This window comes from Bacteroidia bacterium, assembly GCA_033391075.1.
In the GTDB taxonomy this organism is placed as follows: domain Bacteria; phylum Bacteroidota; class Bacteroidia; order J057; family J057; genus JAWPMV01.
In genome coordinates this window covers 6,319,144-6,343,388 of record JAWPMV010000001.1, presented here as the reverse complement: position 1 = coordinate 6,343,388, position 24,245 = coordinate 6,319,144, and the positions used below count along the sequence as shown (strand labels likewise).

General features: G+C 42.6%; 22 protein-coding genes and 2 tRNA genes. 11 read left to right on the top strand and 13 right to left on the bottom strand.

Features of this window, described 5'->3' with window-relative positions; translation table 11 throughout:
* Positions 1-32: 32 nt before the first annotated feature.
* Both R8P61_25415 and R8P61_25410 read right to left on the bottom strand, forming a co-directional pair.
* Positions 33-117 (bottom strand) — tRNA-Leu (locus R8P61_25415).
* 112 nt (positions 118-229) lie between these two features.
* Positions 230-302 (bottom strand) — tRNA-Lys (locus R8P61_25410).
* A 62-nt stretch (positions 303-364) separates the two neighbouring features.
* Between R8P61_25410 and R8P61_25405 the strand changes: the two genes are divergently transcribed.
* From R8P61_25405 to R8P61_25390, 4 genes are all read left to right on the top strand, one after another.
* Entirely contained in the window at positions 365-1,093 is a 729-nt protein-coding gene (locus tag R8P61_25405; GenBank protein ID MDW3650438.1) for a hypothetical protein, read from the top strand.
* Between the two features lie 158 nt (positions 1,094-1,251).
* Positions 1,252-2,277: a class 1 fructose-bisphosphatase gene (gene fbp, locus R8P61_25400; protein MDW3650437.1), complete on the top strand. Its 1,026-nt coding sequence runs from the start codon at positions 1,252-1,254 to the stop codon at positions 2,275-2,277.
* Between the two features lie 63 nt (positions 2,278-2,340).
* Entirely contained in the window at positions 2,341-3,063 is a 723-nt protein-coding gene (locus R8P61_25395; GenBank protein MDW3650436.1) for a PspA/IM30 family protein, read from the top strand.
* A gap of 53 nt (positions 3,064-3,116) precedes the next feature.
* Positions 3,117-3,575: a hypothetical protein gene (locus R8P61_25390; GenBank protein ID MDW3650435.1), complete on the top strand. Its 459-nt coding sequence runs from the start codon at positions 3,117-3,119 to the stop codon at positions 3,573-3,575.
* 306 nt (positions 3,576-3,881) lie between these two features.
* Here the strand turns inward: R8P61_25390 and R8P61_25385 are convergent, their stop codons facing one another.
* From R8P61_25385 to R8P61_25365, 5 genes are all read right to left on the bottom strand, one after another.
* Positions 3,882-4,712 (bottom strand): xanthine dehydrogenase family protein subunit M, encoded by an 831-nt coding sequence (locus tag R8P61_25385; protein ID MDW3650434.1) that lies wholly within the window; start codon positions 4,710-4,712, stop codon positions 3,882-3,884.
* A gap of 102 nt (positions 4,713-4,814) precedes the next feature.
* On the bottom strand, positions 4,815-7,190 hold the full coding sequence (locus R8P61_25380) for a xanthine dehydrogenase family protein molybdopterin-binding subunit (GenBank protein MDW3650433.1): 2,376 nt from the start codon (positions 7,188-7,190) through the stop codon (positions 4,815-4,817).
* Complete coding sequence (locus tag R8P61_25375) at positions 7,183-7,668, bottom strand: (2Fe-2S)-binding protein (GenBank protein ID MDW3650432.1); 486 nt, start codon at positions 7,666-7,668, stop codon at positions 7,183-7,185. Before R8P61_25375 ends, R8P61_25380 begins: the two co-directional genes overlap by 8 nt.
* Before the next feature lie 111 nt (positions 7,669-7,779).
* Positions 7,780-8,223 carry a carbon monoxide dehydrogenase subunit G gene (locus tag R8P61_25370; GenBank protein ID MDW3650431.1) on the bottom strand — a complete coding sequence of 148 codons (444 nt, stop codon included), beginning with the start codon at positions 8,221-8,223 and terminating at the stop codon, positions 7,780-7,782.
* Positions 8,224-8,501: 278 nt separating this feature from the next.
* The gene (locus R8P61_25365; GenBank protein MDW3650430.1) at positions 8,502-10,199 is read right to left on the bottom strand and encodes an AMP-binding protein; all 1,698 of its coding nucleotides are present in this window, start codon (positions 10,197-10,199) and stop codon (positions 8,502-8,504) included.
* 202 nt (positions 10,200-10,401) lie between these two features.
* Between R8P61_25365 and R8P61_25360 the strand changes: the two genes are divergently transcribed.
* Entirely contained in the window at positions 10,402-11,316 is a 915-nt protein-coding gene (locus R8P61_25360) for an AraC family transcriptional regulator (protein MDW3650429.1), read from the top strand.
* A 134-nt stretch (positions 11,317-11,450) separates the two neighbouring features.
* Here R8P61_25360 and R8P61_25355 read toward each other — a convergent pair whose 3' ends face one another.
* Together R8P61_25355 and R8P61_25350 are read right to left on the bottom strand one after the other, a co-directional pair.
* Complete coding sequence (locus R8P61_25355; protein MDW3650428.1) at positions 11,451-12,116, bottom strand: haloacid dehalogenase type II; 666 nt, start codon at positions 12,114-12,116, stop codon at positions 11,451-11,453.
* Between the two features lie 4 nt (positions 12,117-12,120).
* Positions 12,121-13,407 carry a DUF2851 family protein gene (locus tag R8P61_25350; GenBank protein MDW3650427.1) on the bottom strand — a complete coding sequence of 429 codons (1,287 nt, stop codon included), beginning with the start codon at positions 13,405-13,407 and terminating at the stop codon, positions 12,121-12,123.
* A 397-nt stretch (positions 13,408-13,804) separates the two neighbouring features.
* Here R8P61_25350 and R8P61_25345 point away from each other — a divergent pair, with 397 nt between their 5' ends.
* The 3 genes from R8P61_25345 to R8P61_25335 all read left to right on the top strand — a co-directional run bounded on the left by R8P61_25345 (position 13,805) and on the right by R8P61_25335 (position 18,669).
* The gene (locus R8P61_25345) at positions 13,805-16,582 is read left to right on the top strand and encodes a T9SS type A sorting domain-containing protein (protein MDW3650426.1); all 2,778 of its coding nucleotides are present in this window, start codon (positions 13,805-13,807) and stop codon (positions 16,580-16,582) included.
* Between the two features lie 262 nt (positions 16,583-16,844).
* On the top strand, positions 16,845-17,807 hold the full coding sequence (locus R8P61_25340; GenBank protein ID MDW3650425.1) for a CPBP family glutamic-type intramembrane protease: 963 nt from the start codon (positions 16,845-16,847) through the stop codon (positions 17,805-17,807).
* A 100-nt stretch (positions 17,808-17,907) separates the two neighbouring features.
* The gene (locus R8P61_25335; GenBank protein MDW3650424.1) at positions 17,908-18,669 is read left to right on the top strand and encodes a phosphosulfolactate synthase; all 762 of its coding nucleotides are present in this window, start codon (positions 17,908-17,910) and stop codon (positions 18,667-18,669) included.
* 103 nt (positions 18,670-18,772) lie between these two features.
* Here the strand turns inward: R8P61_25335 and R8P61_25330 are convergent, their stop codons facing one another.
* Positions 18,773-19,348, bottom strand: coding sequence for a tetratricopeptide repeat protein (locus tag R8P61_25330; GenBank protein ID MDW3650423.1), 576 nt, complete (start codon positions 19,346-19,348; stop codon positions 18,773-18,775).
* A 201-nt stretch (positions 19,349-19,549) separates the two neighbouring features.
* Between R8P61_25330 and R8P61_25325 the strand changes: the two genes are divergently transcribed.
* From R8P61_25325 to R8P61_25315, 3 genes are read left to right on the top strand one after another with little or no spacing between them, the layout of a single operon-like run.
* The gene (locus R8P61_25325; protein MDW3650422.1) at positions 19,550-20,347 is read left to right on the top strand and encodes an alpha/beta hydrolase-fold protein; all 798 of its coding nucleotides are present in this window, start codon (positions 19,550-19,552) and stop codon (positions 20,345-20,347) included.
* Positions 20,348-20,357: 10 nt separating this feature from the next.
* Complete coding sequence (locus R8P61_25320; GenBank protein MDW3650421.1) at positions 20,358-21,854, top strand: T9SS type A sorting domain-containing protein; 1,497 nt, start codon at positions 20,358-20,360, stop codon at positions 21,852-21,854.
* Between the two features lie 11 nt (positions 21,855-21,865).
* Complete coding sequence (locus R8P61_25315; protein MDW3650420.1) at positions 21,866-22,711, top strand: alpha/beta hydrolase-fold protein; 846 nt, start codon at positions 21,866-21,868, stop codon at positions 22,709-22,711.
* On the opposite strand, the gene R8P61_25310 is transcribed toward R8P61_25315, so the two are convergent.
* From R8P61_25310 to R8P61_25300, 3 genes are read right to left on the bottom strand one after another with little or no spacing between them, the layout of a single operon-like run.
* Complete coding sequence (locus tag R8P61_25310) at positions 22,712-23,548, bottom strand: HAD-IIA family hydrolase (GenBank protein ID MDW3650419.1); 837 nt, start codon at positions 23,546-23,548, stop codon at positions 22,712-22,714. It abuts the gene before it with no gap.
* 6 nt (positions 23,549-23,554) lie between these two features.
* Positions 23,555-23,965: a type II toxin-antitoxin system VapC family toxin gene (locus tag R8P61_25305; GenBank protein ID MDW3650418.1), complete on the bottom strand. Its 411-nt coding sequence runs from the start codon at positions 23,963-23,965 to the stop codon at positions 23,555-23,557.
* Positions 23,962-24,207: a hypothetical protein gene (locus R8P61_25300; protein MDW3650417.1), complete on the bottom strand. Its 246-nt coding sequence runs from the start codon at positions 24,205-24,207 to the stop codon at positions 23,962-23,964. The genes R8P61_25305 and R8P61_25300 overlap by 4 nt, the downstream gene beginning before the upstream one ends.
* Positions 24,208-24,245 lie beyond the last annotated feature (38 nt).

Genomic DNA, 24,245 nt, shown 5'->3' with positions numbered 1-24,245 from the left:
TGCAAAAAGCGATCAAATCTTGATCGCTTTTGTACCCAGGACTGGACTCGAACCAGCACGCCTGCAATAGGCACCAGCCCCTCAAGCTGGCGTGTCTACCAATTTCACCACCTGGGCAATTGAATAGTCTTTGGTAGGGACAGGAAAATCAGACTTTTGAGTCTGATTTCTTGTGTTTCCGTACCTCTTATTTCAAAGTTGCCCTGACCAAATGACCAGGGCTTTTTTGTGATTCGGCAGGGGTTCGAACCCTGGACCCTCTGCTTAAAAGGCAGATGCTCTACCAGCTGAGCTACCGAATCAAGCTTGCAAAGCTCAACGCGCTTTGCGTAATTGCGAGGCAAAGATAAGTGTCTCTTTGAGAATGTCCAATTATTTCACATTTATTTTTTCTCTTTTTCTGCTTTCTCTTCCTTTCACCGGAAAAACTGCAGAAATAAATGCTTTAGACAGCCTCTTGCTAGAAGCGGATACGTATTTTCAATACGATAGGTTTGAACCTGCTACAGAAATTTACGAAAATCTGTATCAACAAGGCTATTATCAGGAGGAAATGCTCTATCGACTTGCCTTTATGCAGGAACAAGCAGGTAATTTTTCTGCCAGTATTTATTACCTGAGGAAAGTGCAGTGGGAGATCGGGGGGGAGAATCTGGAAGAAAAGATTCAACAGCTGATGATCAATGCGAGCAAAGAGCGCCTTTCAGCTGGAGAAGGCTGGTCAAACTATCGATTATTTGTGCAGCATTACTATACTGAGATCAGTCTGGGACTCGGTATATGTCTAATACTGACTTTGCTATTTATATTCATTCCCCGAAACTGGACCCTTCGATTTGCGATCTTTTTTGCTTGCCTGGGCTTGGTATTTGGGGGCGTATTATTGGAGCAAAGATGGGCGCATGATCCCAAAGCCGTGGTTTCTTCCAGTAGCAGGTATTATGAATCTCCCTCTTTCGCTGCCAAGCATTATGCCTTGCCTATCGGCCCCGGAGCAACTGTGAGCATTTTGGAAGTGCAGGATGTTTGGGCGCATGTAAAGATGTCTCAGTTCGAAGCCTGGATCCCTCTTTTTGCCATTCGTCAGATTTAAGGGAAGACGGATAAATCCTTTTTCTTTCAGTACATTCCACTATTGCGACTATTCGTACAAAAGAATCTCTTTTTTTCTGAAAACTTGGGTATCTTTGTAGACTGGCATGTTCAAATACATGGCTTTAGATACTAAACTACATTTTCTCAAAGATTTCAATGAAAGCATCTACCAACAAAGTTGTTACGCTGGAGCAATTTGTCATCCAGAAAGAACAAAATTTCCCCTACGCTACCGGACAATTATCAAAAATCATCAGAGACATCGTCCTGGCTTCACGCATGATCAATCGTGAAGTAAACAAAGCCGGTCTGGTGGATATCCTGGGTTTGACCGGAGATACCAATATTCAGGGTGAGGAGGTCCAGAAACTGGATATCTTTTCCAATGAGCAAATGATTGATGCCTTATTTAAAGGAAGAATGGTTTGTGCAGTTGGATCAGAGGAAAATGATGATTTTATCATAAAGCCGGATAGCAATGGTAAATACATTGTTTTGATGGATCCTTTGGATGGGAGTTCCAATATTGATGTGAACGTTTCTATCGGGACCATTTTCTCCATTTACAGAAGAAAAAATCTGGAAGGCATTCCTACCCGGGAGGAATTATTGCAAAAAGGAAATGAGCAGATAGCTGCTGGCTATGTACTCTATGGTTCAAGTACCATGCTGGTTTACACTACTGGCAATGGAGTGAATGGCTTTACGCTTGATCCTTCTATCGGTGAATTCCTGCTTTCACATCCTGATATGAAATTTCCGGAGAAATGTGATACCTACTCAGTCAATGAGGGACACTATCGGAATTTCTTTGAAGGGACGAAGGCTTATTTGCGCCATATTAAAACAGATACTCCCGAACCTTATCGTTCACGATACATCGGTTCCTTTGTTGCAGACTTTCACCGCAACCTATTGAAAGGGGGAATATTTATGTATCCAGGTACCTATCAAAAGCCAAAAGGAAAGCTACGTCTGACCTTTGAAGCAAATCCTATGGCCTTCATCGCTGAGCAAGCCGGAGGATATGCCAGTCATGGAAGAGGGCGAATTTTGGATATGGATCCTCAGGAGCTACATGAACGTACCCCTTTATTTATAGGAAATAAGGAAGAAGTTGTTAAATTAGAAGGGTTCATAAGAAAATTCGGCAAATATGGAAAGGCGGTTCCAACCTTTTAACAATATTTGTGTTTTTTCGTAAAGCCATTACATAACCTTATTTTATTATAACCTCTCATTAACATGTGGAAACGATTCGTTCGTGCGATTAAATCTCTGTTCGGTGGACTAGTCAGTACTATCGAGGACCCTAAACTTATTCTTGAACAAAACATCCGGGAATTGAATGACCAAATTCCCAAAATGAACGAGAATATTGCTACTGTGAAAGCCAGTGTTACCTTGTTGGAAAAAGAGTTGGGAAAATACCGACGCGAATACAAGGATCTGGTTGCTAAAATGAAAGCTGCTATTTCGCAGGGAAGGGATGATATAGCACAAAACTTTGCCTTGCGTCTTGAGAATACCAAGTCACATATGATTCAAACCAAAGAGCAATTCGAAACAGCCAAAAAGGCTTATGAGAAGTCGCTTGAGGTGAAAAAGGTATTCATGAAGCAACGCGAAAATAAAATTGCGGAAGCTCGTGAAGCTTTACGTGCCCATGACCGTGCCAAGTGGCAAGCAAAAATTGCTGATACTATGGAGTCATTTGAAGTTGCTGGTATCGATGCGACTCATGATGAAATGATTACTCGTATCAATGAGCAAACTGCCAAAAATGAAGCACGCATGGAAATGGCGCTTGATACGGTAGATGTCGATTCTTTCAATATAGAAGAAGAAGCCGAAAACATCCGTGCTGCCGAATTGGTAAAACAATTCAAAGTCGAGATGGGAATGGATTCTGAAGATATTGGAGGAGATGATCTTGATCTGGATCGCCCGACAAAAGAGATCGAATAATCCTGAAAGGATTAGCTCTTCTCTGAAAATCTTAACACTCAAATTCAGCTATCATGACTGGAGAAGAAAAAAGAAGACTGCTCAAAGAGCAATACAAACGCGACCTGAAACAGCGTAAAGCTTTTCTGGAAGATGCCAAAAGACTCAGGCATAGTGCGCGTCTCAACAAAGCGGTAGGCGAACTCATGGATGGAGTCACCAAGGACGATTCTGATGACTGGATCCAGAAATTAAATGAGGAATCTGCCTTGAGTGAAGCCAAAATGGAGATGTTTATGGATGATCTTACCACAGAGGATAAGATCGACAAACTCGCCAAGGAGGCCGAAGCAGAAAAATTCTCTGCAGAGCAAATGGTTCTTCAAATGAAACGTGAGATGGGCCTGATTCCTAAAGAGGAGAAAAAACCTCTTGAGAAGAAGGAAGAAGCTCCAGTGGATGAGGAAAAAGCTGAGAAAAAAGAAAAAGATGATGATCTTCCCGCCGGAAGAAAACCTTTAGGAGATTTTTAATCGAACGACAATTTTGAAATAAAAGAGGTACTGCTTTGCAGTGCCTCTTTTTGTTTTGGGGGCTAAACGGAATAATATAAAAATCGTGTCATCTCGAGGATTGGATGCAGCAAGGCTTCTGCGCACCGAGAGGCCTAAATTAGATGCCGCCAATAATTCATGCTAAAAAGATTGAAAAAAGCCATTTGGGCAAGTATTTTAGGCCCTTCCACTTTGGTCAGGGTGACACTTCTGGTTTTTGGCGGCATAGCCAATAAAAAAAGCCCTCATCATCGACAAGGGCTTTTTTATCATATTTGAGAAAGATTATCCCAAAGCTGCCAGCATGGCTCGCTTGGCATAAACCTTTGCCAAATGCTTGCGATATTCTTCAGAAGCGAAATGATCACTAAGGATATCTACGCCTTCTGCAGCTGCCTGAGAAGCTGCATCTACATCCGAAACTGAGTTCAGGGCTGCTTCAGCAGCGGCATCTCTGAATGCCTTATCAGAAACCCCAGTAAATGCTACACTGGCTTTAGTGATGCTATCACCAGAACGAGTCAGCATAACTGCACATCCTACTATCGCAAAACGCGAAGCTGGCTGCATAAACTTTGTATAGGCAGAACTTGCACCTGCGACAACAGGAATTCTGATTTCCGTGATGATTTCTCCTTCTTCCAAAGCAGTCATATAGAGTCCCTGGAAAAAGTCTCCGGCACCTACACTACGGCTTCCGCTTGAGCTGCGTATTTCGATCACAGCATCCGCAGCCAATAGAGAGGCGGGCCAATCCGCTGCAGGGTCCGCATGTGCGATACTACCGCCTATGGTTCCCATGTTGCGAACTTGTACATCTCCAATCACAGCAGCTGTCTGCGACATCATAGCACATTTGCTTTGGATAGCAGATGAACTCATGATATCGTGATGAGTAGAGGCCGCTCCGATGGCGATGTGATCACCATTATCTTTGATGTAACGGAGTTCGGAGATTTTGCTGATGTCTACAACTGTGCCCGGTGCATCCAGTCGTAACTTCAAGGCTGGAATAAGGCTATGGCCCCCAGCCAGAATTTTCGCACCCGCATTGACCATAGACAAAGCCTCGTCTATGGAGCTGGCACGCTTATATTCTAAACTTGATGGTATCATTTTTTAAAAAGAGTGTTAAAGTTGATAAGTTTAAAGTGATGTTGTGTTATGGTGATGTAGTATGAAGAGTCGCACCTCAACACTAAAACACTGCAGCACTTCCTAGCTTCCATTTTGCATAGCGCGCCATACTCGTTCTGGAGTCATAGGCATACGAATGTCGCTGATGTTATAATCAGAGAGTGCATCCAATACTGCATTTACAACAGCCGGTGTAGAACCAATGGTTCCAGCCTCACCTGCTCCTTTCACCCCCAGTGGGTTATGAGGACAAGGAGTAACTGTTCTGTCAACTTCAAATGAAGGCAGATCATCGGCACGTGGCATGGTGTAGTCCATATAACTACCATTTAGCAACTGACCATCATCATCATAGATAGCACCTTCAAATAGGGCCTGCCCTACTCCTTGTGCAACACCACCATGAATCTGACCGTCAACGATCATAGGATTGATCACATTACCCACATCATCACAAGCTATAAAACGCTTGAGATCGACTTTACCTGTCTCCGGATCAACTTCAACGATCGCAATATGTGCACCGAAAGGATAGGTAAAGTTTGCCGGATCATAGAAGCTTGAAAAGTCCAGACCAGGCTCCAGATCAGCTGGATAATTGTGAGGCACATAAGCTGTCAAAGCTACGTCTCCAAAACCTACAGACTTATCTGTTCCTTTTACGGTCCAGGCACCTCCTGCATACTCAAGGTCATCTGGATTGGCTTCCAGTAAGTGAGCGGCAATTTTAGCACCTTTCTCCAATACTTTATCTATACTTTTTACAATGGCACTTCCTCCTACTGCCAGGCTTCGGCTACCATAGGTACCCATACCAAAGGCAACAGCTTCTGAATCACCATGTACGATTTCTACATTTTCTAAAGGAACTCCCAATCTGTCGGCAACTACTTGTGCAAAGGTCGTTTCATGCCCCTGACCATGTGAGTGAGAACCTGAATATACACTGACCATACCGGTAGGCTGGATACGTACCTGAGCAGACTCATACAGTCCGGCTCTTGCACCCAAAGCACCAACTACAGCTGATGGAGCAATACCACATGCTTCGATATAGGTAGAGAATCCAATTCCCAGCAGTTTGCCATTCTTTTTGGCTTCAGCCTGCTCTTTGCGGAAGTCTTCATAGCCAACCATTTCCATGGCTCTTCTCAAGACCGGCTCATAGTCTCCACTATCATATTGGAGGGCCACCTGGGTAACATATCCTTCTTCTTTTACTCCATCGAAAGGAGGAATGAAGTTTTGCATTCTCAATTCGGCCGGATCTCTTCCGGTTTCACGAGCCGCATTTTCAATGATTCTTTCCAGCAAATAGGTAGCTTCCGGTCTACCTGCTCCTCTATAGGCGTCAACCGCTGTAGTATTGGTAAATACCGCTTTGAGGTCGAGGTGAATATTGGGAGTAGTATAAAGGCCTTGTAAAAGGGTTCCGTGCAAATAGGTAGGAACTGCAGGAGCAAAAGTAGAAAGATAAGCGCCGAGATTCGCAACGGTGCTGATTCTGAGTCCTACGATATTTCCATCTGCATCCAATCCCAATTCTGCTTTTGTCTGATGATCACGACCATGAGCATCAGTCAGGAAACTCTCACTTCTTTCGGCGATCCATTTGATAGGACGTTCGATTTGACGAGAGGCCCATATCATCAGGGCTTCTTCTGTATAGTGAAAGATTTTACTTCCGAAACCTCCTCCTACGTCGGGAGCTACTACGCGTACTTTATGCTCGGGAATACCCAATACAAAAGCACAGAGAAGCAGACGAATCAAGTGAGGATTCTGAGAACTCGTATAGAGCGTATATTTATCGTTGGCTGTATCATAGGAGCCAATAACTGAACGAGGTTCAATGGCATTTGGGATTACCCGCTGATTGACAAAATCGAGGGTAGTGATATGTGCGGCAGAAGCCATCGCAGCATCTGTACCTGCCTTGTCTCCAATTTCCCAGTCAAAACAGAGGTTGTTGGGGACATCATCATGAACTTGAGGAGCACCTGATGCCAGTGCTTTGGTAGCATCTGTAACAGCATCCAGTTCTTCATAGTCTACCTCAATCAGTTCTGCCGCATCTTTCGCAGCTTCGCGGGTTTCGGCAATAACAACAGCCACTGCATCACCAGCATGACGAGCCTTATCCGCAACCAAAAGAGGGTGTGGCGGCTCTTTCATGGTATCTCCATTCTTGAAGTCAACCTGCCATCCGGTAGGTACACCTATAGGGGCGCCTTCTGGTGTCAGGAGATCTTTCCCGGTAAAAATCTTAACTACTCCGGGAGCCTTTTCAGCTTCAGAAGTATCTATACTATTTATTTTTGCATGGGCATAGGGACTACGCACGAGAAAGGCATAGGTCATGCCTGGGAGAACGATATCATCTGTATATCTTCCTTTTCCGGTGAGGAATCTTTTGTCCTCTACCCTTTTTACGGATTTTCCAATGAAACTAGACATTTGCACCCTCCTTTCTCATTTTATCAGCAGCATACTGAATCGATTTTACGATGTTGTGATATCCCGTACAGCGACAGAAATTTCCTTCCAGTGCATGGCGAATTTCTTTTTCGCTGGGATTGGGGTTGGATTGAAGCAGGTCAACAGCAGTCATGACCATGCCCGGTGTACAGAATCCACACTGGAGTCCATGCATTTCTTTAAAGCCTTCTTGTAAAGGGTGCATGTTCCCATTTTGAGCTAATCCTTCGATAGTTGTGATTTCGCTTCCGTCTGCCTGCGCGGCGAGTAGTGTACATGATTTTACAGCTTTTCCATCCATGATAACTGTACAGGATCCACAATTGCTGGTGTCGCAGCCAATGTGAGTACCTGTCAGGCGGAGGGCATCCCTGAGATAATGGGCGAGTAGGGTTCTACCGTCTACCTCACTGCTATGGGATGTACCATTTACTGTTACATTGATTTCTAGTCCCATGTCGAATTATTAATGTGTAATTTTCGGTTTATTGAGATTATGGTATGCACAAACCTCCATTCGATATCCGGAGATACCAATGAAAGTGCGGGCGTAAGAGAATTTCAATAATTAACCACCGCCAAGCTCGTCTTCAAGGTTTTTGAAGAATTGCTTGGTCAATGTATTTGCCACCCCACTGATGATCCGCTGGCCCGTACGAGCGAGTAGACCGGAAATCTTGGCATCACCCGAGAAGAAAACCTCGGTCTGACTTTCAGATTTCGCTTCCAATCGTATAGTTCCTGTCGCTTTTACATTGCCGATCTTACTGTTTTGCTTGATGATCAACATAAAGCTTTCAGGAGCGTTTTGCTCTGCTACTTCTAATACTCCCTTAAAGGAGCCATTCATAGGACCAATCTTGATTTCAGAAAGGGCTAGGTAGGTATTTTCTCCGGTAGCGTCCAGTTTCTTGATACCTGGAGTGACTTTCGCGAGTATTTCCGGATTTTGTAGTTTATCCCAGACTTCTTGTGCGGGAGCAGACAACAAATGAGACCCTTCTAGGTGCATATGTTATAGAATGTAGCAGTCTTAACCATTAAGTATTATACCTCATATTAAGGATTAATCCCGCATTTAGCAAGTCTAAAAAGAGTTTAGAATGAAGCTAAATAAAATGAGATTTACTGTCTCTCAAGCCCAATGGCTATAGACCAGATGATAAATAATTGAAATACCCAATTTAGCTTGGGATTAAGGCAGAATTTACCCTAAATCTTCTGAAAAGCTTGAGACAATCATCCAGTAAATTTGTAAAATCGTCTGAGTCTTTGGACAAATAATCTTTCTTAGTATTTCGGATGAAAGTATTCCTGCCTGCGACTTTCTTTATTTAGCTTGGATGTAGCCTCATTTGCCCGCAATTCTATCCGCCTGATTTTTCCGCTGATGGTTTTGGGTAAAGCCTCAGGAAATTCGATGATACGAGGGACTTTATATTTGGCTAATCTTTCCTCTGTAAACGTAAATATATCGCTGGCCAAAGCCTCATTCGCCTCCACTCCCTCTTTTAGCATAACAAAAGCCTTGACTGCATAGCCTCGCATGGGATGGGGACTTGCGACTACTGCAGCTTCTACAATGGAATCATGTTCGATAAGAATACTTTCTACTTCGAAAGGTCCGATTCGATAAGCAGATGCTTTGATTACATCATCATTTCGACCGATAAACCATATATATCCTTCCTCATCTTTATAGGCTTTATCTCCAGTATAGTAAAGATTGTGTTTAAAGGAATTGGAGGTTCTGTCCTGATCGTTTAGGTATTCGAGAAAAATGCCATTGTTTTTGCCTGTATCCATCTTTACACAAATCACTCCTTCTTCCAATGGAGGAACTTCCCTTCCTTCCTCATCAAATATCCCAATCTCATATAAAAAGGTGGACTTACCCATAGAACCCGGCTTTAATTCTCCTCCTAATAAATTGCCAACCAGGGCCGTTGTTTCCGTTTGCCCATAGCCATCTCTAATGGTAATCCCTGTTGCTTTTTCCCATTTGTCAATTACGTCTGGATTGAGAGGTTCGCCCGCAGCACAACAGGAACGTAACTTTAGGTCAAACTTGCTAAAGTCTTCCTGGATCAACATACGGATTACGGTAGGCGATCCACAAAAGGTCGTTACCTTATATTTCTCCATGGTTTCCAGTTGTTCGCTGGGAACAAATCCGTCAACCTGGTTGGCGAGGATAGTTGCTCCTGCAATCCAGGGAGCAAAGAAACTGCTCCAGGCAAATTTAGCCCAGCCAGGAGATGATATGTTATAATGTACGTCCCCTCTTTTGCAGCCTAGCCAGCTAAGGGTACTAAGATGCCCAACGGGATAAGTGAAATGGGAGTGAACTACTATTTTAGGCAAACCAGTTGTTCCCGAAGTGAAAAAATAGAGAAAGGGATCATCGGACTTTGTAGGAGCAGGCTCACAATTTGCCGACTCTTCAAAAATGTCCTCAAAATTTAACCAACCCTCTCTCGCTTCCCCCAGAATAATTTTTAGTTTGATTTGCTTGCCTTGCTCCTTTTCTGCTTCGTCTATCCTTTCTGCATAAGCATCCTGAGCAATGATAACTTCGGGGAAAAGGGTTTCGAAACGATATATCAAATCCTGCTTAACCAGATTGGTTGCAGTCGGCATGAGGATGAAGCCTCCTTTTATAGTAGCCATGAAGCTGATCCAGTTTTCAGGCACCAAAGGAAGCATGGTATAAATAGTATCTTTCTGAGTAATCCCATGCCTGCGGAGGAAATTGACTAGCTGATTGCAGTGATCATAAATTAGGCTAAAGGAGTAAATTTTTTCCTGTTCTTTATATCTCCAGATCAAAGCAGGACTCTCTGCATGTAATCCTACATGGCTGGGGTAAAAAAAGTCTTCTACCCAATTGAAGTATTCAGGTTTGGGAGGAGAAAATTTGGAGAGGGTATCCATATTCCCTTCTGCGATTTCTTTACAGACTTCCTGGTAAAAGTTGAGTAGTTCCATAGTCTTTTATTGAAGCATTCGAGTGCCAGGTCAAGTAGAATTTTTTTCTCTTCTTATTTCCCCGAAAAATTTAATATTTTGTTTGAGACAAAGGGGAAGACTTCCTTTCAATCACGACAACATCCTCGGCAATTTCAAATTATCATCAATCTCTTCTGATTTCAAGAGACAATCATCCATTTAATAAGTAAAATCGTCCTATATGGAAAATTTATTTAGGTATCAGCTAGAAAATAATCAAAGAGGGGTATTGGTTGAAAGGAAAGCGTTGGTATCGTCGGATGAATTGGAATTGTTTTTTTATGAGACGATTGTGGAGTCGAAAGATGTAAAACTGGAATTCAATACGCCGGCCATTGCGATCATGCTGAGAGGAGAGAAATATGTTGAGATGGGCGATCTGGGAAGATTTAAATATATGCCGGGAGAAAGTCTGATTGTACCCTCGGGTCAAAAATTGAGCATAGATTTTCCTTCTGCAACGCCTGAAAATCCCACCCAATGTCTGGCCTTTCAACCCAAGGCAGAATTGATTGAAGAGGCGGTTTATGATTATTATACAAAAACCAATGAGCTGGAAATAGAGAAAGAGGATCAGTTTGATTTTTCAAATGATCTCCTGATGCGTGATGAAGCGATTTTGCATACAGTCGATCATCTCATGCGTCTCTTTCAGGAGAATAATGAGCATCGAGATCTCTTTATCAGCATGAGTACCCGAGAACTTATCATACGGATTCTCCAATCCAAAGCCCGTCGTGCCTTTCTAAACAATTTCTACAAAAGAGAAAACCGAATGACGCATGTGGCGACTTATATTAAAGAGAATATTTTAAATCCTATCTCTATTCAAGACTTATCGAAAGAGGCTCACATGAGTCGCTCCAATTTCTTCAACCTCTTCAAACATACTTTCGGCATCACTCCCAATGAATACATCATTCGCCAAAAAATAGAAAAGGCCAAAGCCATTATTTCAACTTCCAGCCATCAATCTATTACTCAAATTGCCTATCAACTCGGCTATTCCGATAGCAGTTATTTCTCTAAGCAGTTTAAGCGAGTAACAGGATATACGCCGAGGCAGTATGAGAGTCTTAAAAGAAATAAAGAATAAAGGGACCCTTCCGCTCCAAGCTAGGTTTCCCGCAAGAAGGAAACGTCCCGCATCTGGCATTTTTTAAAATACTGGCTCAGCGCGCACTCCCTTACTTCTACTCGGAAAAGGGGGTGTGGGCCTGAGGCGGTGGGTCAAAGAAGCTCCACAAGACTCCTGACCTCCAAATCAGCACCAAAACCGAGATGCTCCATGGTAGATTCATTTCTATTTATCCAGATGGTAAACAGCCCAAAGGATTTTGCTCCGCTGATGTCCCAGGTATTGGAGGAAACAAAGGCGATCTCCGAAGCGGGAAGTTTGAGGGCATCCGGAGCGAGTTGATATACAGCAGGTATGGGTTTAAACTGCCGAATACTATCCACACTCAAAATGGCATCAAAGAAATGATCGATCTCATTGTACTTAGCGGCCGAATTGAGCATGGCAGGATCAGCATTTGAAAGAATGGCCAACTTATAGCTTGACTTTAATCCTCCTAAGCCTTCTTTTAATTCCTGAAAAGCCTCTAACTCATAATATCCCTGAACCATATGAGCCCTTACTTCTTCTTCCAGTTTGATGCCCAGTTCTTCACAGGCGAATGAAAGCGCCTGACTGGTAACAGTCGAAAAGGGTTCATAACGATCCATCAGAGATCTGAGCCAAGTATATTGCAATTGTTTTTGTCTCCAAATCGCATTGATGGCAGGGGCCTGCTCTCCAAAATGGGATTCCAGTCTTTGGTCGAGGGAAAGTACATTGAAAAGGGTACCAAAGGCATCGAATACGAGGGCCTTGATTTGTTCGGGAAGCTTCATAAACCTAAGCTAATATTTCCCTGCCAATCTCACAATCCAGGCAACGTCTCTCCTGGCAATAGAATTTGTAGAGTTGGAGCATCCCCTGAGAGTGAACGGCATGTGCATTGGGCCAATGCATAGCCGAATAAAGTCGGGTGATGCGATTATCCTCTTTTTTCTGACGTATTAAAGCATTTAGTAGACTTGTCCCAGTAGATTGATTGCCATGTGCCTCCTGGTATAAATGGGCAATAGGAAGCAGGCAATTGATCTGAATGAGGTTCTTTATGTTTTTTCCCAATTGATGCTTTTGAGCTGTTTTCTCTTCAAAGAACCGATTATGGTTTTGCCAGTAAGGTGAGACTTCTATACTCTGTGTTTGAAAGGCTTTCCATCCGCTCTCTTCCAGCAGATTTGTAAGGGAAGGGGTTTGCATAATAAGTTCAGCCATCTGAGAAATCCGGATCGTAGGAAAGGATGCCGGTCGCATTCTGTGGTAGAAGAAATTCAAGGGATAGGAAGCAGGCAGTTTATGCTTATGCTGGAGAAAGTGCCATTGACTTAAGAGCTCTTTATAATAGGTATCTCCTTTATTTTGTTCCCGCAAAAATCCTGCGGCTCCAAATAAGGCTGCTTCCAGTTTCATTCTGCTCCCCTGCTCTTTCCGCAAAATTCTCAGAGGCATTCTTTCTGCCAGTTCCCGAAAGGCCTCTTTATTTACGGGCCCTCCCATAATCGTCATGAGTTCTTGCCAAATGACTTCTTCCCAATTCTGGATATGATGCTTCAGGCCTTGCTGTATCCGTTCAGCCTTTTCTCTAATTCTTTCCAAAGCTGCCCCTTCCAGTGTTTTTTCTATCAGCTGTAAATCTGTGTGGACAAGATGATCCCTACAGGGGATCTTTTCCTGTTTAAGCTGTAACTCCTGATAGGAATTCAAGAGAGAGGGAGAGATGCGTTCTTTCAGGACAAGTTCTGGGATAGGACTTCCATCTTCCCTGAAAATCTGTTTCCCTTGCGAAATGAAGGCTACATGCAAGATGGTGCCATTATAATTTTTGTCCTGGTGATGCCCATGTTTGTACCAATCCTGGCTATTGACATGCAATTCCACATGTCCGTGCCACTCCATTCCGTCTATGGATACTTGGGCATCGAGAAAATCCGGTCCTTGATTGCGGTTCCACGTTCCGGGATTTCGAATAAAGATTTTTTCCCCTCCCAGACTTTTGAGCTGATGGAGATTGAAATTGCAGGATTTCCAAATGTAATGCAGAAAGTCTTCCGGCAGTTGCGAAAGTAAAGACATGATATTGTGTTTTTGGTTTTTGTGCGATACGTCTTACGAAAATATAAAATCTTTAGAAAAGCTTCATGAAATGTGAATAAGAGCCAGAATTTAAATTGATACGAAAACACGTAAAGATTAACGCGTGTAATTTATTGAGTGGAGTTTCTCTTTTAATCCCAAAAAAGACGAAAGATCATAACAAGCCTAATTTCGAAATAAGCCCTTTTCCTTTCCCTAATATTCATTTTATCCTACAATTAGAGCTTTTTCATAGCATTCAGGGCAATACTTCTTACACGATAATACGAAAGTTAGTAATTAACAATAACTGTAAAAAACGAAATCATATCAGATTTTTTATTCCTCTAAAGAGCTACACCTTTGTTATAGATTATCACCCAAATATTTGCCAGCGATGAAAAGAACAGTTCTTTTCTACTTGCTCTTCATAATAAGCTGTTACAACATACAACTGTCTGCACAGACCTCAGTTAGTCAGGACTATCTCAAGTCCTTTAACTCACAACTCTATTTCGAAGAGAATCTGGGGCAATACAATGACAGCATATTATTTCAAACCCATATGCTCAATCGTCAAATTCGATTCCTCGAATTTGGTCCAAGCTATGCAGAGGTGCGCGAGTTAGATCGTGATCCCAGCCCCAATAATCCTGAACAGAGAAAGTTCGAGAACTATTCCTGGTTAGGAGAGCGTGAGGCTGAGCATGAAGCTCTGGTTTGGAACACTCACTTTGCGAATACCTCCAATCTCATGCGGGTACAGGGAGAAAAACCTTTTCCCGGCACCTTCAACTATTTCAGAGGAGGTGCGAATGGGACAAATGCCACAGGAGTGAGGCGATATGCGGAACTTTGGTACAGGAATATCTATGATCAGGTTGACCTTAGGTATTATGGCACAGAGTCGCATGCGATTAAATACGATTTTGTACTAAAAGTCGGTGCAGATGTAGCGGATATTGAACTACAATTCTCGGGGATTGAAAGTTTCGAGATAGACGAAGAAGGGAAATTGATTGTGCATACTTCCTGGGGAGATGTGATAGATGCAGCTCCTTATAGTTATCAAATGGGATATGAGGGAGAAATGCCTGTAGCTGTTGTGTATAGGAAAATAGATGATAGCCGATTGGGATTTGAGATTGTGGGAGACTATGATGAAAACAAAACCCTGGTGCTTGATCCTTTGACCCTTAGTTGGGCGACTTATTTTCACAGCAGCAGTTCTGATGACTATGTTATGGCCGTGGATATGGATGCGGATGAAAACGTCTACATTGCTGGCTATACAAAGAGTACAACTTTTCCTGTAACTCCTGGAAGTTATGAGAATATATATGGTGGGGGAATTGATTGCTATATCGCAAAATTGACGGCGGGAGGAACTACCCCTGTTTATGCGACTTATTTAGGAGGATCTGATTGGGAAATGGCATATGGGCTTAGGATCAATGCCGCCCGAGAGGTTTTTGTTGCGGGCTTTGGCGCATCTACAGATTTTCCAACGACTGCATCTGCCTTGCAAACAGCGAGTGAAGGAGGGGGCGTTGATGGTTTTATTGCAAGGTTGAGCGTAGATGGAGATGCACTGATTTATTCTACCTATATGGGAGGAAGCGATCGGGATTATATCTATGATCTGGAAGTCAATGCAGGAAGCGAAGCTTATGTAACGGGCTATACCTATTCTAGTGATTATCCCACAACCATAGGTTCCTATAGTCCTTCTTATTCAGGCAATGGAGATGCAATGATCACTCGATTGAGTGCGGATGGTTCATCCCTGGTTTTTTCTACACTTTATGGAGGGATCAATTATGATATTGGAAATTCGATCAGCCTGGGAGCTTCAGATGAAGTCTATATCGCAGGAAATACAGCTTCGGTAAACCTTCCTTTAAGTACTTTAAATATTCAGGATACCCTGAATTATGATCCGGGCTTGACCATAGAAGATGCCTTTTTTGCGAAATTAAGTGAAGATGGCTCAAGTTTGGAATATGCGACCTATTTGGGAGGCTCAGATAGTGATGGGGCTTATGGAATGGATGTAAGCGCTGCTGGAGAGGTCTTTATTGCAGGCACGACTTATTCTGGCAACTTCCCAACTAGCGCTGCTGCCTTACAAAATAACAGTAGCCCGAATCTGGGAAGTGGGGATGTCTTTGTTGCCAAGATTGATGTAGTGAATAATGAAGTGGATTATGCGACTTATGTAGCTGGATCAGACATTGATTTTGTAAAATCGCTGGTCATCAATAGTTATGGCGAGGCCCATATTATGGGAGCTACTCGTTCTGATAACTGGCCCACGACAGCAGGAGCAGCCGGACATTCTGACCAATACGATCTATTTATAAGTGTCCTGAATGCAGATGGCAGTAGCCTGATAGATTCTGACCTCTATGGAGGTAGCTATAATGACTATCCCAGAGCCTCGGGTTCTATGAGGTATATCAATGAACAATTGATCTTAGCAGCTACCACTCATAGTCCGGATATTCCTTTGACGGGAGTTACCTATCAAAGCAACAAAACCAATGGATTGGCAGATTCTCCCTGGATCGGCAGCGTTACCATCGATATTACTTTACCCGTTGAACTCAATGCCTTTGACATTGCCTGGAATCAGGAAAATGAAAGCGTGAGCATGGAATGGCTGGCCTATGAGGCAGAAGTAGGAGGAATAGGTGAATATGTGATTGAAAGAAGATTGGCGGGACAGAACTGGCAAGTGATCGGGAACAGAAAGTTGCAATCTGTAGACGAAATTGTAAGCCTGTATCAATACCAGGATGAAGATGCAATCAACTATCGGGGCAAAGAATTGGTCTACCGTGTCAAATATCAGGGAGCTGGTGGCAGTGTGAGCTATAGCCTGAGCAAGAGTTTGGTAATCCCGGACAGGAGTTTCAAGGATTTTCACCTTTATCCTAATCCAGTAAATGATATACTTAGCCTGGAAATCGAAACAGAAAATGAACAAGCAGTTATCGGACTCATCCTCTATGATTTCATGGGTAGAGTAGTGATGATGAAAAGACTATCAGGTGGATCCTCTACAAGACTAAAACAAAACTTTGATGTATCGCATCTGGGGCCTGGCATTTACCATATGCAGGTTTGGGATGATCAGGGAAAACAAATTGTTGAAAACATAATAAAAAATTAAGGCGAGTATCAATTGAAATCAATGTTATTGGAAAGGTGAGCGATCTAAGGATTAGCTCCCTTTCTTTTTTCAACGTGCTTGAGTGTTAGGGTGTTAGTGTGAGAGGGTTCTTGGATAAAGCATTCATTCAATCGCTAACACCCTAAAACCCTAACACGCAAATACTCTTCGTTAATTTTTCCCCCTAATTCGAATCTATTTCTCCCTAAGAATCGTTATATTTAACAGAATCCTATCTGAACCCACCCTACAAAAGTTCGATATGAATTACACCAAGATATTTCAATACTTGTTGCTTGCCTTTGGCCTGAGTTTTCTTGGGGTGCTGATCCCCTCCTTTTTTATGGACCCGGAAGGGATGGAAACCCTGATGCTGCAAGTATTCCTCTATAGCTGGGGACCTGCCGCAGCAGCCTATATTGTCCAGAAGTATATCTACAAAGGATCCTTTGCACGATACGGTTATAATCGAAAACGATTCAATTTTAGCTGGATATTTAAAAGCATACTCGCTCCACTCGGGGTTGTAATCGGTACGTTGGTCATTGTTTTCATGATGGGAAACCTGATGGGGCTACCGGGATTTGGACAGGTAGTGCTGGGAAATGAAGCCAATTACTCTGAAGACTCCTTTGTGCTTTTCTCCATGTTTAATCATGGGGTTCTTGCTCCGCAAAGTGTAGAAGCTGTTTTTGGACTGCTCAATGGCATAATGTTGCCTGAGGAAGTCTGGACCCTTCTAATCATCGTTCTGCTCGTAGGAATCGTGGCAGGAGCTTCTTTCAATCTATTCTTCAATGTAGGGGAAGAAATTGGATGGAGAGGATTCATGGTAACGGAAACCAAAAGCCTGGGCTTTTTAGGAAGTAATCTGGTTACAGGAGTTTTATACGGTCTTTGGCAACTGCCGATGTTGCTTTTCTTTATTCCTGAATGGGATACAGAAGTGATGTGGCTGGCCTGGACAACTGTGGGATTTGCGATAAGTATTTCTTTCCCCCTCGCCTATTTCAGTTTAAAGACACGCAGCGTTTATGCTCCGGCTACTTTTGTGGGAGTATTAAATAATGTCTCTGTCATTCCGATGTTCTTCCTGATTGGAGGAAATATGTACCTCTCCAGTGTGAAAGGATTGGCCGGGATGATAGTACTCATGGCTTTCACCTACTTCATTCTCAGATACGACAAAAAATTCATCGAGGACTATCAGGATCTCGAATACTAAAAAGCATATATAGATCGAGATATATCTATATTTCGAAACTTTGAAATCAGCTTGCAAGCTATTAGTTTGCAAGCTGAATTTTTATCACACCAAAATTATTATGTTCAACTACCCATTAAAGCAACTTCCCGAGCGTTCAGATAAGCCCAGAGAAAAAGGATTAACTATGATTATGGACAAAGGTATGAGCCTTCGTCAAGCTGAGGATTTACTGGAAGTAGCTATAGATCATGTCGATATCATAAAATTAGGTTGGGCCACTTCCGGTGTAACCCAAAATTTGGAAAAGAAGTTGGCTATGTATCGGGAAGCAGGGATGCCTTATTATTTTGGTGGGACCTTGTTTGAAGCATTTTACATAAGAAATCAGGTAGATGACTACCGCAAGACCCTGGATAAATACGGCGCCCGTCATATGGAGGTTTCCGATGGTTCTATTGATATTTCTACCGAAGATAAGCGCAAGATGATTTCTTTGTTCGCCAAAGATTTTACGGTATTGTCTGAAGTTGGGAGTAAAAACCCCTCTGTTGTCCTGAAGCCCTCTCAGTGGATTGAAATGATTCAGGGTGAATTGGATGCCGGTTCCTGGAAAGTGATCGCAGAAGCAAGAGAAAGTGGAACTGTGGGAATGTTCAACCAGGATGGAGGCGTAAGAGGGGATTTGATTGATGTGATTCTGGAAACTATTCCATCTGAGAAGATTCTTTGGGAAGCTCCACAGAAAAGTCAGCAGGTATGGTTTATCAAGCTCTTGGGAACCAATGTAAATTTGGGGAATATAGCTCCTGTTGATGCGATTCCTTTGGAAACGCTGCGTCTGGGATTGAGAGGAGATACCTTCCATACTTTCCTTTCCTAAACAAATCGAAATAGACATAAACAAGATGAGTCATCCTGTACCTCTAATAGGTCATGATGACTCATCTTGTTTTAAAAAGTAGATAAAACTACCAGGATGGTAATTATTGTTGTGCTGCCTGGTAAGCCCTTTGATAAGTTTTATTACCTGGTTCACTCTCGGCTGCTTTTTTGAGAGCTGCCAGTCCTTCTTTCTTTTTACCGAGTTTTAAGGCTGCTGTTCCATAATAATAAAGAGCTGCTACTCCTTCATTATAGATCAAACCGACTCCTAATTCAGCACTTAGACCATGGACATTGTGGAGGGCATTTCCATCTCCAAGAACCAGAAAGGCTGCTTTATACTGCCCCAGATTTACATGTACACGACCTAAGGCTAATTTTATACTCACATCATTAGGGTTTAGGTCATAGGCTTTTCTTAAATGATGCAAACTTTGTTTGGAATTTTTCAATTGTTCAAGTGAAAGTCCTAACATATAATGGCCTTTGTCAGAATTGGGATTAGAAGCTGTGTAGGCTTTGAACTCTCTAGCTGCCAGCTGATAATTTTTACTTTTGAAAGCAGCGACTCCTTCCTCCCAGCCCTGAATAGAGGAATAGGCAAATCCAGAAATGCTTAACATAGCTAAGAGGACAAATTGTACACTGGCAATTTTCAGGAATTGGGAAAAGTTCATAGTAAGATTTGTTTAAATTGAATGCTACTTCTTAGTTCTATACCTGGACGAAAACGTAATCTCTTTTCTCATGTTAGGGCAATTAAATATGCTCCCGGTCCAGGTGATTTTAGCTAAAGCAGCTCGTATCTTTACTGCTGATTTCTCATTCATAAAGAAAATGCTTGCTTTCTGAGCTAATCAAGTCCAACACATACATTCATGTCCTATTTCTATACCCTCGAAATTTCCGATCCCCGTTTTGAAACTCAGGGACTCAGGCATATTACAGCCAAGAGTAAACATCTTAATGGAAGAGCTGATATTACGGTCTTTATCCCAAAGGGGCTTGAGGAAAAAAGAGACCTGCCGTTTGCCATGCTTTTGCATGGTGTTTATGGAAGTCATTGGGCATGGTGTATGAAAGGAGGCGTTCATAATACTTTGCAAAGATTGATAGATGAAGGGGAAGTGCCGCCCATGATTCTAGCTATGCCTTCGGATGGGCTATGGGGAGATGGGAGTGGATACCTCAAGCATAAGTGGGCGGATTATGAAAATTGGATTATAAAAGATGTTCCTCATGCCCTTTGGGAAGGTATCGATCAAGTCAGTGAAAAATCGCCACAGTTCATAGGAGGACTTTCCATGGGCGGATATGGAGCCATACGATTGGGAGCAAAATATGGTAAGCAGTTTAAAGGCATCGCTGCTCATTCATCCGTAACCAAACTTCACTACCTGACAGCCTTTGTGAGTGATGATTGGAAGGAGTATCAATTTCCGGAAGTTGAAAGTTCTGTGCTTGAAAGCTGTATCGTACATCGGGATAGCTTGCCGCCCCTTCGATTTGATTGCGGGATAGAGGACGACCTCATAAATGCCAATCGAAACCTTCATAATCGACTACTCAAGGCTGGTATAGGTCATGTCTACCAGGAATTTAAAGGCGGGCATTCCTGGGAATATTGGGAGGAACATGTAGAAAAAAGCCTTATCTTCTTTGGCCAACAATTATAGACGCTAGCCCATGAAAAAATTGATTCTACTTATCCTTACTACGATGTGCCTGCAATCCCAGGCACAAGTCAATGATACCATCACCGAACTCTTTGCCAATGCCTACCGGGTCTACCAATTGCAAAGAAGTGGAGATGGCATGTACAGAGATTCTAAACTTTTCAATGGATTAGATTTCCATCCGGTTTCCATTGCCAATACAGGCATAGGTTTAATATCGCTTTGTATCGCAGATACTATGGATTGGGAGTTCAATGCGAAAGACTTGGCCTTGACGACTCTCAAGACTGTGACAGGCCATGATGCTTCCTTTCGCCCGGATCGAAATGCCAGCGGATACTTCCGGCATTTCATGGATATCAATACAGGTCTCAATGCCTGGAATTCAGAATACAGTACGATCGATACCGATATTCTGGTGAGTGGGGCTCTTTTTTGTAAAAATTATTTTCAGGACGATAGCATCAGCAAATATGTAGATGAATTATGGAATTCCATTGATTTTAATGCGGCTATAGCTGATCCTGCTTTGGGGAGAATTTATTTGGAAATGGAAGCAAATGGAAGCGGTAAAAGTGGTTCCTATACCCTCCCCTACAATGAATACATGATTGTTGCCTGGCTGGCAAAGAATGCCTCGGATGATCCCAATACTGCTGGCAATCAATTGTGGAACAATTTCTATTCGACCACCAGCAATCTTCCCAAGCCTGGCTATCGAGGCATCAATGTACTCTCTGATAATGCAAGTGCATTCCTTTCCTCTTTTACCCATCAATTCAACTATTACCTCTGCCACTACTTTGCTCAAAATGATTCCTACATGGATTTCTACCGAAATGCCTATAAAGCCGATTCAGCCTGGTGGAAAAATAATAGCGGTTTCAATGAATATGAGTGGGGCCTGGGAGCCGGTAGTTATAACAATGGATCTGGCTATCATGCCGATAAGATCAATGACAATAGTTCCAAAGTAGTTTCTCCCCATATCATCGCAGGTTTCCTCCCTGTCAATCCTGCTGGCAAAGGACATCTATTGGATATGTATCGTTCTGCCAAGGGGCGTTATCAATTGCCGCTTGGAGCCTTTTACTTGATACTTTGGAGGTACAGTGTAAGCAGTCCTTCCTGGACTGCAAATGAGGTGCAGGGCATTGATTACTCTTCTATGCTTTTTGGCTTGGCAAGCCTTCCAGAATATCTGGGCACAGATTTCTTTTCTACCTACAATGATTTTTTTGACTCAGCCACCAGTATAGGTGGCGAATTGGATATCGACCTGAGACTTTATCCCAATCCCACTTCTCAGCTGCTGATTCTGGAAGCGGAGGAAATGAATACCTATGAATTTAGGATACTTGACCTAAGTGGAAGAAGGATTGAAATCCCTCATTCTGCTTCATCAGGAAGGATGGAATGGGATATTTCTTCCTTGAGCTCGGGGATGTACATACTCGAAATCCGGGATGCTAATCGGAGAACTCAACGCAAGTTCTTAATACCCTAGCCCAAATTTGTATGAAAAAACTTTTCATCTCCATTATAATTCTCCTGGTTCTACTTCCCCTTCAAGCACAAGAAAAAGACTATCGATACGAAGGAAAGAAAACCGTCCCATTCGGAATTGTAGAAGAAATCAATTCCGAGGAACTGGGAGAAAAACGAATTCTCAATATTTATATGCCTCAGGGCTATCATCCGGATTCAGGAAAGACGTATCCTGTCATTTATCTCCTCGATGGTTCGGCTCATGAAGACTATCCCCATGTCGCAGGTCTGATGCAGTTTGCCCATATGTACGGCTTGCTGCCTACTTCCATTTTGGTGGGGATCGCCAATGTAGATCGCTATCGGGATTTTACCTTTCCCAGTCAGGATACAGTTGACTTGAAACATCTTCCGCAAAGTGGGGGCTCTTCAAGATTCATGGCTTTCCTCGAAAAAGAACTGCAGCCCTTTATCCAAAAAAACTATCCGGTAACAGAAGGAAAAACCATCATCGGGCAATCGATGGGCGGGCTATTGGCGACTGAGATTCTCCTAAAGAAAGCCGATCTCTTTGATACCTATCTCATTGTTAGTCCTTCGCTTTGGTGGGATAAACAGAGTCTAATGCCCACTTTAGGTCAATACTTCAAATCTTATAAAGGCTCTCCCAGGCGTGTTTATATTTCTGTCGGAAAGGAACATCCGGTTATGATAGAGGTAGCTGAAAAGCTGGCCGCTGCCATTAGGGATTCAGGCAATGAGAAATTTGAATTGATCTACAAACATCTGCCCCGAGAGGATCATGGCACCATCTTGCACAATGCGATTTATGAGGCGTTTCGGGAGTTGTATAAAAAAGAGGAGAAAGAAAAGTAACTACTTCCCCACACTCTCGCACACATAAGTGGGAATAATCCCCGTACTGCGAATTCGGGACTTCACCTTTCTGGCAGAAGTATTTCCACTCAAGACCAGAGCCGTATCAATCCCAAATTTATTACCTCCCAGGATATCCGTCTGAAGCGTATCCCCAACCATCAGAATTTCGTTTTTGCTGATGCCTTCCAGTTTTTGATAGGCATACATAAACATCTGCGAATCGGGTTTGCCGAAGTAGATGAATTTCTTCTGGACAATATTTTCTACCAGTTTGGCTATACCTCCGATAGCCAGGGCGACTTCATCACGACTCGCCGGATAGACTTTATCTGTGTTGGCGACTATAGCAGGTATGTTATGTTTACGCAGGAGATTTAGGCAGAGATTGATGGCCGAATTGTATTCAAAGCCCTCATCATCAAGAAAGAGGAAAGCTTTGATATCTTCCGGATCATGTTTGGGCAAGTCTTCGATATGAACAGATTCCAGTCCCAGAGACTCGATATAAAAGGCAGAGCGATGGGGACCGAGATAGGCAACTTTTCCTTCAGGAACCTTATAGCGCAAATATTCTTTGGCCATCATCCCGGAGGTAACAACCTTTTCCATGGCCAGATTCCGCAAACCAATCTTTTTGAAATTTTGCTTCATCAATTCTGGCCCCCGAGAAGCATCATTGGTAAGTACGTAATAGTCGATCCCGATATTATTTAAAGCATCCAGCATCTCAGGGACTCCTTCTATCAGGCCCTGATAGTTTTTGAGAACGCCATAGGAGTCGAAAAAGATGACTTTGTATTGGGAGCAAATGCTGTGAAAGGATTGGATCTGCATGGTAAATTAAGCGTATAGACTCCAATTGTCTATCTCTAGATTTTCTATATGTTGGAAGTGATTTGTGTTATTGCTTACAAGCGTCAAATTATTCTCTAAAGCGCAAGCTGCAATCATAATGTCATTATGTCCAATGGTAATCCCTTTTTTTCTTAGGTCCGAAAAAATCTCAGCAGCTAACTTTGCTGTTGACTTATGTAAGGGTAAAATGGAATTTAATTCTGCGAATGTTTCAAAGACTATCAATTGTCTTTTTGCATCTTTGAAAAGTAAACCATTCATGATTTCATAATAAGTGACTACACTGAGATTTATGAAACCATACTCTTGTAGATATTTATCTACTTTTTCTATTACAGCAGTTTGATTCCGGAAATAATAGGAAATAGTATCTGTGTCTAGTAAGGCTTGTTTCATAGTTCTACCTCACGTCCGAATAGATCGTCTCCAGTTTTTTTGGTATGGGTAAGGTATTCTTCGAAATCTTCTTCGAGCATATCTGTCCAGGAACCTGCAAGCGCAAGGATGGATTCTCGATTTTTTTCTTTGCGACTATGTTTCTGCCCTAAGCTGGATAAAAAGTCATTTACCTGAGGAAGATACTCCACAGGAAGTGAGATAAGTTTTTGAAGAACAGACTTATATAACTTTAAATCCATTGACTAGAATTTAGATAAAGGTACTAGCTTTTTAACGG